Source organism: Aeromonas sp. Lyrl_2, assembly GCF_051948815.1.
Lineage (GTDB): Bacteria > Pseudomonadota > Gammaproteobacteria > Enterobacterales > Aeromonadaceae > Aeromonas > Aeromonas veronii.
The window spans coordinates 39839-51982 of sequence record NZ_JAYJLJ010000002.1 but is presented as its reverse complement, the minus strand read 5'-3'; the positions used below and the strand labels follow the sequence as shown (position 1 = coordinate 51982).

Sequence of the window (12144 nt, the reverse complement as noted above, 5' to 3'; positions counted from 1 at the left end):
GCCAGGAGGCCCCATGCAACACTATTACGATGGTCTGGAAATTCGTCCCCCCGCCATGCGCGAACAGCAGCAACTGGACCAGCTCAATCATCAGCTTACCCATGTCAGTCAATATTGCGCCGGTTACTCCAGCGCCTATCGCCAGTGCCGCCTCGAGGATCTGGCAGATCTGGCCACCCTGCCACTGCTCGACAGCAAAGAACTCTTTGCCGCCCAGCAGGCTCATCCCCCCTTTGCCGGTCTCACCGGCCGCCCCGCCAGTCAGGCGCTGCGGGTATTCTCCTGTCCGGGCCAGCTGACCATCCCCGAGTATGCGGGAGCAGACTGGTGGGGCGCCGCCCGGGCGCTGTTTGCCGCCGGTTTCAAGGCGGGGGAAGTGATGCTCAACGGCCACGACTATCATGCTGGCCCCACCGCCTTTATCTTCGATAACGGCGCCCGCCAGCTGGGGGCTCCAGTGGTACCCTGCGGGCCCCACGATACCCAGCGCCAGCTGGAGGCACTGCTGCGCTATCAACCCACCGGCTACGTCGGTCCGCTGGTGACCCTGCTCGACCTGCTGGAAGCGGCCGAAGCAGCGGAGATCCCGAGCGACTCGCTGCGCCGCGCCCTATTGTGCGAAGCCACCCATCCTGAAACCGCGCCACTGCGCGCCATTCACGGCATTGCGGCCCTCAACTGTCTGGTGTGGCAGGATGTGGGGGTGGTGGCCTACGAGAGTCAGCCCGGTCAGGGCTTTATCGTCAACGAGAGTTGCATCGTCGAAATCATCGATCCCGCCAGCGGCAATCCCGTGAGTGGAGATGAAACGGGCCAGCTGGTGGTGACCCGGCTCGATCTGGAGTATCCGCTGCTGCGGCTAGCCACCGACTGGCAAGGTCACTGGCTCGCCAAGCCGAGCGCTTGCGGGCGCACCAACCGACGCCTCAAGCTGGTGTAGCAGACCAACTAAATGCACAAAGGCAGACGGGCAGCCATCAGGCTGCCCGTCTTGTCTCTGAACTGGAAAAGAAAATATCTAAAGAGAGACGTTAGCGTCTCGCCTGCCAGGTGGCGATGGCGAGCAGGGAGTCAGGGGTAAATTCGCTGGCACGCTCGGCAATCTCGGCCAGGCTCATCCAGTGCACCGCGCTCACCTCTTCGGCCTGCAACTGCAGCGGCCCCTGATAACGGCAACTGAAGAGGCCACCCCAGACCCGGTAGCCCTCCCCTTCCGCATAAAAGCTGCCAAAGCCCTGCAGGGGAACATCCATAATCCCCAGCTCTTCGGCCAGCTCGCGGCGGGCGGAGCGCTCCATCTCCTCACCGGTGGTGACCACGCCACCGGCGCAGGCATCCAGCATGCCGGGGCAGAAATCCTTGCTGAGGGTGCGCCGCTGCACCAGGATCCGATCCGCGTCGTCGAGCACCAGAATATAGCTGGCACGATGGCAGAGATTCTCTCGCCGCACCTTGGCTCGCTCGGCCACGCCAATCACCCGGTTATTCCCGTCCACCACATCAACCCATTCCACGCACAGGCCCTTTCGTTTGTTCCATTCAAGCCCGCAGTATATCGGTGCGGTGGTTTGTCATGGCACAACTTTTTCGATGACGCCGTCAATTTGCCGAACTCACTGGCAAAATAAGGATTCATGCAAATCTTTATAAACCGTCATATCAGTGTCATCGACCGACACCATAGTGTGCCCTGTCCAGGCAATCAGGGAACCGTGTGATGAAGGTATTCAAGCAGTTATCCCCACGGCAGATCGCTCGCTACATCAAGAGCTTTCATCGAGGCTATTTTGCCATCGAGTCGCTGGGGACATTTGAATTCAACGCGGGCAGGATCAGCCTCCATGGCCTGACCTGCCGCCAGCGGCTAAGACTGGCTCGCCAGATCAATCTGGCGGTCAGACAACTTGGTCACCGCGACCCCTTGCCGGACATGTGAGTCAAAGGGTCTTGCCCTACTGTCTGTTGTGCATCCATGCTTTGCCCGCCGGCTACTGGCCGCGCGGGCCGTTTTCGATATCGGTAATGATGCCGTTGCGCACCGTCACAAAGCGCATGAACTCGTTCTTGCCGAAGTTGTAAGTCCAGCGTTCACCATATTTGACCTGCACCATGTTGCCAAACTGGTTCTCCTCGTTGCGGTTGAGCTCTTCACGCAACATCGGCTCACCGCACTTGAGCAGCATCTCGGCGGTGGTGTCTCCCTCGGTGATCAGGGCGTTCTTGCAGCGCATGGCATCAGCACTGGCCGGAATACTCAGCAGCAACAGAGCAAGCCCCGCTACTTTCTTCATCTTCTTGCTCATCGGGTTCTCCTTATCCTCTCTAATGAGTCGCAGTATGCCTGTTCCCGTTTCTGAAAAAACCAGTAAAAAGCGCAAAAGTGCCGCCCTTTTCTGCTCTCCAGCCCGCTGGTCGCGACAAATGCTGTCTATCACATAGCCCAAAAACAAACGGCGACCCGAGGGTCGCCGTTTGCATCAAGCCAGCAGGATCACAGGATGTCCAGCAGCTCGACTTCAAATACCAGTGCAGAGTAAGGCGGGATGGAGCCCGCGCCACGGGCACCGTAGGCCAGATCGTGGGGGATGTAGAGCTTCCACTTGGAACCAACCGGCATCAGCTGCAGCGCTTCAACCCAGCCAGCGATCACGCCGGTTACCGGGAATTCAGCCGGCTGGCCGCGAGCGACAGAGCTGTCGAATACGCCACCGTGGGTGAAGGTTCCGTGGTAGTGCACACGCACGGACTGACCGGCTACCGGAACGGCACCGTTGCCTTCTACCAGCACTTCGTACTGCAGACCGGAGTCGGTCACCTTCACTTCAGCGCGCTTGGCGTTATCAGCCAGGAAGGCTTCGCCGTCAGCAGCGGCGGCCTTGGCGGCGGCTTCCTGCTCTTCTTGCATACGCGCAGTGATCACCTGGAAGGCATCATTGATATCGTCACGGCTGACCGCGAACTCCAGACCATTCAGAGCATCTGCCAGACCTTGTTGCAGGGCCGGGATATCCAGACCGGCGAAGGCTTGCTGCGCCAGCTGATCACCCATGTTGCGGCCGATGCCATAGCTGGCCTTCTGTTCGATAGAGTCGTATTGGGACATTGAGATGTTGCTCCAGATCCATGTAGTAAAGAGGCGGGATAATATCAGACTTTTAGCCGGGGTGCTGCCGGGGGCGCCCCTGATTTCCCCGTCAGTGGGAGGAACTTCACACAAGATGCGGATAAACGCCGCCCAACGGCGGCGATCTGCTTAACCGCGATCCAGCAACGCTCTGACCGCAGCCACCTTGGCGCCATCGGTGATATTGACCCGGCCATCATCCGAAGTGCCCATATTCACTCCGTGCGGCACCATGCCGCCGCGCCAGCCCATACCGGACATATGCACTTCGCTCACCCCGGTGAACTCGATGATGGTCCGCACGTTGTCGGCATTGACCCCGGCGCCCGGCATCAGGCTGGCACGCCCCGCCAGCGCCTGCTGCATCTCCTGCAGGGTCTCCAGCCCCGCCAGCGCGGTCGGCGCATGGCCCGAGCTCAGAATGCGCTCGCAACCGGCCGCGACTATGGTCTCCAGATCGAGGCGCCAGTCGGAGGAGAGGTCGATGGCGCGATGGAAGGTGACCCCCAGGGTGCCAGCGGCATCCACCAGCTGTTTGAGCTTGGCGGCAGGCACCCGCCCCTCCTCATCCAGCAAACCGACCACCACCCCTTGCAGACCGGCAGCGCGGGCCGCCGCGATATCTTGCAGCATCATCTCGAACTCGCCGTCGTTGAAGCAAAAATCCCCGGCGCGCGGGCGGATCATGGCGTAAACCGGCACGCTGGCGTGGCGGGCTGCCTGCTGCATAAAACCGTAGGAGGGGGTCAGGCCGCCCAGACCCAGCGCAGAGCAGAGCTCGATGCGATCCGCCCCGGATTGCTGGGCGGTGAACAGGGATTCCAGGTTGTCGATACAGATTTCAAGATGGGTCATGAGGACTCCTTTTTCGGGGAGATCAGACCCCACATCTGATCTCATAGATTGAGCAAGGCTGCGCCGCGCACACCACCGGCACCGCCGAAGCGGGCCTGGCGGATCTCGGGCAGGGCGACCCCGGGCAGCAAGTGACCGGGCAGACGCAGCGGCAGCTGTTCATAGAGGGCCGGCAGGCCGCTCAGGCCGCCCCCCAACACCACCACTTCGGGATCAATCACCGAAATGGCGGTGGCAAGCCCGGCGGCCATGATCTCCAGCCAGCAGTCGACCGTCTCGACCGCATGGGGTTCATGGGCCTCGAAGCGTCCCACAATCTGGTGACCCGTGGCGCGCTGGCCATGGAAATGATGATAGAGACGCTCCAGACCGGTACCGGAGGCATAGGTTTCAAAACAGACCAGACGACCGCAACCGCAACGGGGACGGGGCAACTCGGGGTACTTCATCAGCATGGTCGCGGGCAGGGGGTAGTGACCAATCTCGCCAGCCAGCCAGTTGCGCCCCAGAATAAGCTTGCCCGCCAGATAGACGGCGCCGCCGATACCGGTGCCGATGGTGATGCCGAGCGCACTGCCTGCACCGTCGGCTGCCCCTTGATGCACTTCGGACCAGAGGAAGCAGTTGGCGTCGTTATCCACCTTGACCGGCCGCTCCAGCAGCTCGGCCAGATCGGCACCCAGATGGCGACCATTGATGGAGGGCAGATTGGCCGCCACTATGCTGTGATCGTGGCTGTTGATGACACCGGGAAAACCGATACCGACCGAGCCCCGAGCCCCGAAGCGGGCATCCGCCAGCTCGACCCGGGAGCGGATCAGCTGCTGCAGCCCCTCATAATCGTTGCCAGGGGTGCTCATGCGCTCCTCGTGGCATAGGTTCAATGCACCGTCATAGACCGCGAAGGCGATCTTGGTGCCACCGATATCAAAGCCGTAATACATGCCAGCACTCCCTTGTCAGCCCGTGTTTATCCAACTCTGTTTCAAGGGGGACATTGTATTAATTCGCAAAAAAAATAAAGTGACCGAAGGCGAAAAACGGGAGAGTGATCAGAGCAAACGGCTCATTTGTCGCTGCAGGCAGGGCTGCCCGAGGCTTATCAGGGTGCGCTCCTCGCCATCAAAGACGAAGCCACGGCGCAGGTAGAACCCCTCGCCGATGTGGTTGCCATCGAGCAGCCACAATTTGACGCTATGGCAGCCGGCGCGGCGCATCTGCATCGCCACCGCCTGCCACAGCCGTTTGCCATAGCCTTGTCGCCAATGGTCGGGATGGAGGTAAAAGGCGCGGATCAGGGCGCTGCTCTGCCCCGCTTCCTGCTGTGGTTGCCAGTAGAGCAGGCCAATCACCACCTCATCGAGACAAAGCAGCATGGGCCTTGGGCCCGGCTCGGCCAGACGGCTCTGCCAGATCTGCAGATGGGCGGTGACGTCCAGCTGCTCCAGCAGGTCGGCACCGAGCACCTTGCCATAGGCAGCGAGCCAGCTGGCTCGCTGCATCACCGTCATGGCGGCGGCATCGTCGCTGCGCGCCATGCGCAGGCTTATGCCTTGCATTGGGGCACCAGACCGTTGGCGCGGGCCTGCTCATAGAGCGGCAGCACTTGCGCCTGTTGCGCCTGCAACTCGGCGATCCGGTTCTCGTTGCTCGGGTGGGTGGAGAGCAGTTGCGGCGGCGTGTTGCCACCGGCGGCGGCACTCATGTTTTGCCACAGGGGGATTGCCTCGGCCGGCTTGAACCCGGCGCGCGCCATCAGCTCAAGTCCGAGCCGATCCGCTTCGCTCTCCTGAGTTCGGCCATAGGGCAACATCACCCCCACCTCGACCCCGAGGCCAAGGGCGGCCATGGTGGCGCCGCGATACTCGCTGGTGCCCATGGCAATGTCCGCAGCCGCCAGACCAATCCCCGCCAGCTGGCTGCGCGAGAGTCGTTCGTTGGAGTGCTGGGCCAGTACGTGAGTCAGCTCGTGACCGATGACGGTCGCCAGCTGATCCTGATTCTTGGCCACCTTGAGCAGACCGCTGTAGACACCAATCTTGCCGCCGGGCAGGGCGAAGGCGTTGACCTGTTTGGAGTCAAACACCACCACTTCCCAGTTGGTGATGCCATAGCTGGCCGGCACCTGAGCGGTCACCGCCTTGGCGACACAGGAGACATAGGCGTTGAGTTTGGCATCCTTGCTCACCTTCTCCTGCTTCTTCATCTGTTCGAAGGAGTCGGCGCCCAGCTGGTTCATCTGCTGGGGAGAGTAGAGCAGCATCTGGCTGCGGCCGGTCGGCGACTGGGCGCAGGCGACCAGCAGGGAACTACAGAGGGCTACCATGCCAAACTTGGTGAGGGACGCAATCATGAAGGGATCCTTTGCCATAACGTTGCCCTATTCTCGGAAATGCCGCCCGGCTACGCAAGGGAGCCAGCCCCCGGCTGGCGGAAAATTATCCATCCAGCGCTATTAACAAAACTGACAACCGCCAAAAACAAAACGAGCCCGCTTGGGGCTCGTTTTATCAGGGCATGCTGACTGCAGGCAGTTACATGATACCCAGCTTTTTCAGGTCAGCCTGTACCACCTTGGCCGGAACCGGCACGTAGCCATCTTTGGCAACGATGTTCTGGCCTGCTTTGGAGAGCATCATCTTGACGAACTCTTGCTCCATCGGGGAGAGCGGCTTGTTCGGATGCTTGTTCACGTAAACGTACAGGAAGCGTGACAGCGGATACTTGCCAGTGATAGCGTTATCGGAGGTCGCTTCGATGAAGGTCTTGCCATCTTTGGAGAGCGGTACGGCACGCACGCCGGAGGTGACATAACCGATACCGGAGTAGCCGATGCCGTTCAGGGAGGCAGAGACAGACTGCACCACGGAGGCAGAACCCGGCTGCTCGTTTACGCCACTCTTGAAGTCGCCGTTACACAGGGCGTGCTCCTTGAAGTAACCGTAGGTACCGGATACGGAGTTGCGACCGAACAGTTGCAGATCCTTAGAGGACCAGTTGCCATCCAGACCCAGATCAGACCATTTGGTGGCAGCCTTGGCTTCGCCGCACTTGAGGGTGCTGGAGAAGATGGCGTCGATCTGCGGCATGGTCAGCCCCTTGATGGGGTTGTCCTTGTTGACGAACACCGCCAGGGCATCGACTGCAACGCGGATGGCAGTCGGCTTGTAGCCGTAACGCTTCTCGAATGCTTCCTCTTCACCGGCCTTCATGGCACGGCTCATCGGGCCGAACTGGGCAACACCTTCGGTCAGGGCAGTCGGGGCGGTAGAAGAACCGGCGGCCTGGATCTGCACGTTGACATTGGGGTACAAACGCTTAAATTCTTCGGCCCACAGGGTCATCATGTTGGCCAGGGTGTCCGAGCCGACAGAGGACAGGTTGCCCGAAATGCCGCTGGTCGGTGTGTAATCCGGCAGGTCTTTATCCACACCGGCAGCCAGGGCGCTGACAGAAAACAGGGTTGCTGCGGTGAATCCGATTACACCAGCCAGTTTGTTGAGTTTCATCCAATCTCTCCAAAGTTACAGAAGGTCCGTTCTTAAGACGGCGCCAGTATCTGACCTGGCAGTGACAAATTTATGGATTTAATGTGACACTTTAATGACATGGCGACAGATTTGAACAAATGAAAAGAGGGTCCGTTCAAAGGCCCTCTTTTTGCAGCTAACCCATTGCCATAAAAGACTATTTAATCACCACCATGCGACTCGGAATGAGAAAGCTGAAGCGGCTGCCAAGGCCGACCCGGCTCTCGATATCGAGCTGGCAGTCGTGATGACTGAGGGCATGCTTGACGATGGCAAGGCCCAAGCCTGAACCGCCGGTGTGGCGCGAGCGTGCCTTGTCGACCCGATAGAACCGCTCGGTCAGCCGCGCCAGATGCTCGGGGGCAATCCCCTCCCCTTCATCGCTCACGGCAAACAACGCCATCGCCCCCTGCTTGCGCCACTCCACGGTAATTTTTCGCCCCGCCGGGGTGTAGTGGATGGCGTTATAGACCAGGTTGGAGACGGCACTGCGCAGCTGCTCCTGATCCCCGCGCACCAGCAAATTGGGCTGCACCACAAATTCGAGCTGGTGGGCCCGTTCGCCCGAGAGCGCTCGCGCCTCCTGCTCCAGCAGCCCCAGCATGGCAGGCATGTCCACCAGATGGGAGAGATCCACGGTCGGGGCCGCCTCGATACGGGAGAGGGTAAGCAGCTGATTGACCAGATTATCCATCCGGATGGTCTGCTCCATCATCACCCGATGCGCCTTGGCCCACATGGCGGGCGGGGGCGGCTCCTCGGTCATCTCCAGATAGCCCTTGAGCACGGTCAGCGGGGTACGCAGCTCGTGGGAGACGTTGGAGACGAAGTGCTTGCGGGTCTTCTCGAGACTGCGCAAGCGGGTGACATCCCGTACCACCAGCATCGCCTGATCCGAGGCGTAGGGCATGATGCGAAACTCGAGAAACTTCTCCTCGTTGACCGGGGAGTGCATCTCGAGGGGCTCGTCATATGCCCCCTTGCCCAGATAGGCGTTAAAGGCCGGATTGCGAATGAGGTTGCCGATATGCTGGCCGGCATCCTCCGGCCAGCGAAAACCGAGCAGTTGCTCCGCCAGCCGGTTGCACCAGAGGATGCTGCCATCGGTGCGAAACACCACGGCGGCATCGGGCAGCGCCTCGGCACCCTCCCGGAAGCGGCGGATCAGCCCCGCCAGCTCGCGGCGACGGGCGCGGTGACGCTGCTGCAGCTTGTAGATACCGTTGAATATGTACTCCCAGCTGCCATTGCCGCTGGGGGGCACCAGGCTGCGGTCGTGCCACAGCCAGTCAGAGAGCCGCTTCTGGAAGCGATAGTGCCAGCCCAGATGCAACACGGCCGCCACCAACAGGCAGAGGGCAAGATGATCAATCAACCAGCCAACCAATGCGAAGGGGGCGTAAAAAAACGCCATTCGCCACAACTGTCGCCGCCAGGCGTAAGGTTGCAACATAACTGCCTCTAGAGACGGGTTGAGAAGCGGTATCCGGCTCCACGCACCGTCTGGATCAATCTGTCGTGCCCTGTCTCTTCAATCGCCTTTCGCAGGCGACGAATATGCACATCCACGGTTCTGTCCTCGACGTACACATTGGTACCCCAGACATTATTGAGCAGCTGTTCACGGCTGTAGACCCGCTCGGGGTGAGTCATGAAGAAGTGAAGCAGCTTGAATTCGGTCGGCCCCATGTCGAGCGCCTTCTCTTCGGCACTGACCCGGTGGGAGACAGGATCGAGTTTCAGCCCCTGCACCTCGATCACCTCGTCTACCGAGGTGGGCGACACGCGGCGCATCACCGCATGGAGGCGAGCGGTCAGCTCCTTGGGCGAGAACGGCTTGGTGATATAGTCGTCGGCACCAGCCTCCAGACCACGCACCTTGTCCTCCTCTTCACCGCGAGCGGTGAGCATCACCACCGGGATCTGGCGCGTCACCTCATCCTGCTTGAGCTGCTTGATAAACTGGATGCCACTGCCGCCCGGCATCATCCAGTCGAGCACGATGAGTTCGGGGTAGGGTTCGCGCACCTTCGCCAGTCCATCGGCGTAATCTTCCGCTTCAATCGTCTCATATCCCTTCTGCTCCAACACGAAGCAGAGCATTTCGCGGATCGGTGCTTCGTCCTCGACCACCAGAATTCGCTTAGCCATTCCCTTCTCTCTCCTCTGTGAAGATGGGTGCGCCAATTATTAGAATTTTCTGTGACACTTTTATGACTTTATGACAGGCGGGATGATAAACGTTTTCAGATTCAGTTGGCAGCAGTACGTTGCAACAAGTCCCACCGGTTGCCGCTGATATCCTCAAACACCACCACGGTGCCATATGGTTCATCGCGGGGCTGTTCACAAAAATGAACACCGTACGCCTGCATACGCTGGTAATCCCCCCAGAAATCAGTGGTCTCGAGGAACAGGAATACCCGACCACCGCCCTGCTGGCCGATGGCGGCCTGCTGCTGCGCATTGGCCGCTTGTGACAGCAGCAACGCGGAACCGGGGGCGCCTTTGGGGGCAACCCGCACCCAGCGCTTGCCCGGTTTGCCCGGTTCATCGAGCCGAGTGTCCTCCAGGAGTACAAAGCCAAGTCCCTCGGTAAAAAAGCGAATAGCCTGATCGTAATCAGCCACCAGCAGGGTCAGCGCCCCTATGTGTTGTGACATGGCAGAAAATCCTCAACGGATGAGTCAACGGGCGCAATGCCCCGGCCAGGGCGCATCATAGCGGCTGGATGGGCAGGGCTCCAGCCGTCATGTGCGTCTTGAAAACAACCGGTGAGGGGGAGTGAGCACTCAGGGGGCTTCGCGCAGCGTCCGGTAGAGGGTGGTGCGGCTGATCCCCAGCTGGCGCGCGGCCTCGCTCACATTGCCGCCGCATGCCGCCAGCGTTTGCTGCACCTGCCGCCGGGTTTGTTCACGCAAGCTGGTCGCCTCCCCCATCGGCAAGGCGCCGGGCTCTGTGGCCACACTGGGCAGATGCAGGTGGGCGGGTTCTATCCAGCCCAACCCCTCTGCCAGCACACAGGCCACTTCCAGTGCCTGCTTGAGCTGGCGCACGTTGCCGGGCAGCGGATGGGCCAGCAGCTGTTGCTCCGCATCGCGGGTCAGACGCAGGGTCGGGTCCATCTCCGCCAACAGTCGCTGGATCAGCTCCAGACGCTCAGCGGCAGGCCAACGGCGCAGCGGCATCAGCTGCTGACGCCAGCCGCAGATCCGGTAATAGAGGTCTTCGCGAAATGCGCCACTCAGCACCATGGCCGCCAGATCCCGGTGGCTGGCACTGACCAGCCAGAAATCCACCGCCTCCGGCTTGTGACTGCCAACCGGCGTCACGCTGCGCTCCTGCAATACCCGCAGCAGTCGGGTTTGAGCCTGCAGCGGCAGTTCGCCAATTTCATCGAGCATCAGCATGCCGCCATGGGCTGCACGCAGATAACCCTGACTGCCCTGGCTGCGGGCACCGCTGAAGGCCCCGCCCACATACCCAAACAGCTCGGCTTCCACCAGATCTGCTGGTAACGCGCCACAGTTGACACACACCAGTGGCTGCTCCCGCCGACTGGACGCTCGGTGCAGGGCCCGCACCAGATGCTCTTTACCGCTGCCGGTCTCCCCCTCGATAAGCAGCGAAATGCCGCGCTCCAGCATCTTGAGCGGCACCTGCTGCGGATGTGGCACCGGGCTTGAGTGACCCGGCAGCGCGGTGCAGGAAGAGGTCACGTCCGCTGCTGGCACCAGCCGCAAGCCACGCCCCTCGCGCAGCAGTTGCCTGCCATCGAAAGGGTGCTGGCCGAGCCAGAGTCGGCCTGCCCGGTTGGCGCCGAGCAGTTCCCCCTCCTCTCCCAGCAACAGGCGAGCGGACCAGAGGCTCTGGGGATCGAGATCCACCAGCCAGCCCGGCTGACGCGCCAATAGTGCGTTTTCGAGGGTCATGGCCAGCAGCCGCACCGTGCCCAGCATGTCGCCATCGTGATGGGCCGCATCGGTGGAGATATCGAGCACCCCGAGCAATTGCCCATCCGGCCCGAGCAACGGACAAGCGCTGCAACTGAGGAAGCTGTGCTGGGCGAAGAAGTGCTGATTGCCGAGCACCTGTACTTCGCTCTGCTCGGCCAGCGCGGTACCGATGGCATTGGTGCCCTTGCTCGCCTCACCCCAGCGGGCGCCACTGCGCAAAAAGATACGCTCGGCATGGCGGGCGAACCCCTCATCACCGCTGGCGGCCAGAATGGCTCCCTCACCGTCATACAACAACAGGCGACAGGGGCGACCCGCCAGCAACTGGGCAAACAGCGGCAGCACGAAGCGCTGGAAGCAGGAAATCAGAGCCCTGTGCTGCTCCTGACGGGCCGACAGCTCCCCCTAGGGCAGCAAGTCCAGATCGGCACTCTGCTGGCGGCTCAGCCCCTGATGCAGGCAGCGCTGCCAGGAACGCTGGATCGGACCGGGACCGGGTTGAAGTGACTCACTCATCACGCCTCCTGTTCACAAACAGCACGACTGTCTCGGCCACTGTCCAGAAACGGTACAGTTTTATCGCAATAGCCGTGGTCATTGGTTAACCAAGATACGCCGCCACACCCCATTTGATAACGTTTTTGTAACCTTTTACCTGCTGGTCAGACCCTTTGGCACG

Annotated in this window: 14 protein-coding genes; 2 read left to right on the top strand and 12 right to left on the bottom strand. The window is 61.0% G+C overall.

Going from position 1 to position 12144, the window contains the following annotated elements; translation table 11 throughout:
* The first annotated feature begins 13 nt into the window (after nucleotides 1-13).
* Nucleotides 14-940, top strand: a complete 927-nt coding sequence (locus VF684_RS01995; RefSeq protein ID WP_376898803.1) for a phenylacetate--CoA ligase family protein — start codon at nucleotides 14-16, stop codon at nucleotides 938-940.
* 91 nt (nucleotides 941-1031) lie between these two features.
* Here VF684_RS01995 and yfcD read toward each other — a convergent pair whose 3' ends face one another.
* A complete protein-coding gene (gene yfcD / locus VF684_RS01990; protein WP_021229132.1) occupies nucleotides 1032-1514 on the bottom strand; it encodes an NUDIX hydrolase YfcD in 483 nt (160 codons plus the stop codon).
* 203 nt (nucleotides 1515-1717) lie between these two features.
* On the opposite strand from yfcD, the gene VF684_RS01985 reads away from it, so the two are divergent.
* On the top strand, nucleotides 1718-1936 hold the full coding sequence (locus VF684_RS01985) for a DUF1107 family protein (RefSeq protein ID WP_005338403.1): 219 nt from the start codon (nucleotides 1718-1720) through the stop codon (nucleotides 1934-1936).
* Between the two features lie 52 nt (nucleotides 1937-1988).
* On the opposite strand, the gene VF684_RS01980 is transcribed toward VF684_RS01985, so the two are convergent.
* The 11 genes from VF684_RS01980 to VF684_RS01930 all read right to left on the bottom strand — a co-directional run bounded on the left by VF684_RS01980 (nucleotide 1989) and on the right by VF684_RS01930 (nucleotide 11864).
* Nucleotides 1989-2303, bottom strand: coding sequence for a DUF2845 domain-containing protein (locus VF684_RS01980; RefSeq protein ID WP_005338404.1), 315 nt, complete (start codon nucleotides 2301-2303; stop codon nucleotides 1989-1991).
* A gap of 188 nt (nucleotides 2304-2491) precedes the next feature.
* Complete coding sequence (locus tag VF684_RS01975; protein WP_005338405.1) at nucleotides 2492-3103, bottom strand: FKBP-type peptidyl-prolyl cis-trans isomerase; 612 nt, start codon at nucleotides 3101-3103, stop codon at nucleotides 2492-2494.
* Nucleotides 3104-3253: 150 nt separating this feature from the next.
* The gene (locus VF684_RS01970) at nucleotides 3254-3979 is read right to left on the bottom strand and encodes a copper homeostasis protein CutC (RefSeq protein ID WP_127008140.1); all 726 of its coding nucleotides are present in this window, start codon (nucleotides 3977-3979) and stop codon (nucleotides 3254-3256) included.
* Between the two features lie 41 nt (nucleotides 3980-4020).
* Nucleotides 4021-4923 carry an ROK family protein gene (locus VF684_RS01965; RefSeq protein WP_376898806.1) on the bottom strand — a complete coding sequence of 301 codons (903 nt, stop codon included), beginning with the start codon at nucleotides 4921-4923 and terminating at the stop codon, nucleotides 4021-4023.
* 108 nt (nucleotides 4924-5031) lie between these two features.
* The gene (locus VF684_RS01960) at nucleotides 5032-5538 is read right to left on the bottom strand and encodes a GNAT family N-acetyltransferase (protein ID WP_058059158.1); all 507 of its coding nucleotides are present in this window, start codon (nucleotides 5536-5538) and stop codon (nucleotides 5032-5034) included.
* Nucleotides 5526-6332, bottom strand: coding sequence for a M48 family metallopeptidase (locus tag VF684_RS01955; RefSeq protein WP_374885441.1), 807 nt, complete (start codon nucleotides 6330-6332; stop codon nucleotides 5526-5528). Before VF684_RS01955 ends, VF684_RS01960 begins: the two co-directional genes overlap by 13 nt.
* Before the next feature lie 181 nt (nucleotides 6333-6513).
* A complete protein-coding gene (locus tag VF684_RS01950) occupies nucleotides 6514-7488 on the bottom strand; it encodes a PstS family phosphate ABC transporter substrate-binding protein (RefSeq protein ID WP_005338411.1) in 975 nt (324 codons plus the stop codon).
* Between the two features lie 178 nt (nucleotides 7489-7666).
* A complete protein-coding gene (gene phoR, locus VF684_RS01945; protein ID WP_005338413.1) occupies nucleotides 7667-8962 on the bottom strand; it encodes a phosphate regulon sensor histidine kinase PhoR in 1296 nt (431 codons plus the stop codon).
* 8 nt (nucleotides 8963-8970) lie between these two features.
* Complete coding sequence (gene phoB / locus VF684_RS01940) at nucleotides 8971-9660, bottom strand: phosphate regulon transcriptional regulator PhoB (protein ID WP_005338414.1); 690 nt, start codon at nucleotides 9658-9660, stop codon at nucleotides 8971-8973.
* 101 nt (nucleotides 9661-9761) lie between these two features.
* Nucleotides 9762-10172, bottom strand: a complete 411-nt coding sequence (locus tag VF684_RS01935) for a VOC family protein (protein ID WP_139429311.1) — start codon at nucleotides 10170-10172, stop codon at nucleotides 9762-9764.
* A 129-nt stretch (nucleotides 10173-10301) separates the two neighbouring features.
* Nucleotides 10302-11864, bottom strand: coding sequence for a sigma-54-dependent Fis family transcriptional regulator (locus VF684_RS01930; RefSeq protein ID WP_376900328.1), 1563 nt, complete (start codon nucleotides 11862-11864; stop codon nucleotides 10302-10304).
* Nucleotides 11865-12144: the final 280 nt, after the last annotated feature.

What these genes read in the sequence shown, in the direction of transcription:
- VF684_RS01995 (WP_376898803.1), top strand. Translation starts at nt 14, where the DNA reads ATGCAACACTATTACGATGGTCTGGAAATTCGTCCCCCCGCCATGCGC.
- VF684_RS01985 (WP_005338403.1), top strand. Translation starts at nt 1,718, where the DNA reads ATGAAGGTATTCAAGCAGTTATCCCCACGGCAGATCGCTCGCTACATC.
- VF684_RS01980 (WP_005338404.1), bottom strand. Translation starts at nt 2,303, where the DNA reads ATGAGCAAGAAGATGAAGAAAGTAGCGGGGCTTGCTCTGTTGCTGCTG.
- VF684_RS01975 (WP_005338405.1), bottom strand. Translation starts at nt 3,103, where the DNA reads ATGTCCCAATACGACTCTATCGAACAGAAGGCCAGCTATGGCATCGGC.
- VF684_RS01970 (WP_127008140.1), bottom strand. Translation starts at nt 3,979, where the DNA reads ATGACCCATCTTGAAATCTGTATCGACAACCTGGAATCCCTGTTCACC.
- VF684_RS01965 (WP_376898806.1), bottom strand. Translation starts at nt 4,923, where the DNA reads ATGTATTACGGCTTTGATATCGGTGGCACCAAGATCGCCTTCGCGGTC.
- VF684_RS01960 (WP_058059158.1), bottom strand. Translation starts at nt 5,538, where the DNA reads ATGCAAGGCATAAGCCTGCGCATGGCGCGCAGCGACGATGCCGCCGCC.
- VF684_RS01955 (WP_374885441.1), bottom strand. Translation starts at nt 6,332, where the DNA reads ATGATTGCGTCCCTCACCAAGTTTGGCATGGTAGCCCTCTGTAGTTCC.
- VF684_RS01950 (WP_005338411.1), bottom strand. Translation starts at nt 7,488, where the DNA reads ATGAAACTCAACAAACTGGCTGGTGTAATCGGATTCACCGCAGCAACC.
- phoR (WP_005338413.1), bottom strand. Translation starts at nt 8,962, where the DNA reads ATGTTGCAACCTTACGCCTGGCGGCGACAGTTGTGGCGAATGGCGTTT.
- phoB (WP_005338414.1), bottom strand. Translation starts at nt 9,660, where the DNA reads ATGGCTAAGCGAATTCTGGTGGTCGAGGACGAAGCACCGATCCGCGAA.
- VF684_RS01935 (WP_139429311.1), bottom strand. Translation starts at nt 10,172, where the DNA reads ATGTCACAACACATAGGGGCGCTGACCCTGCTGGTGGCTGATTACGAT.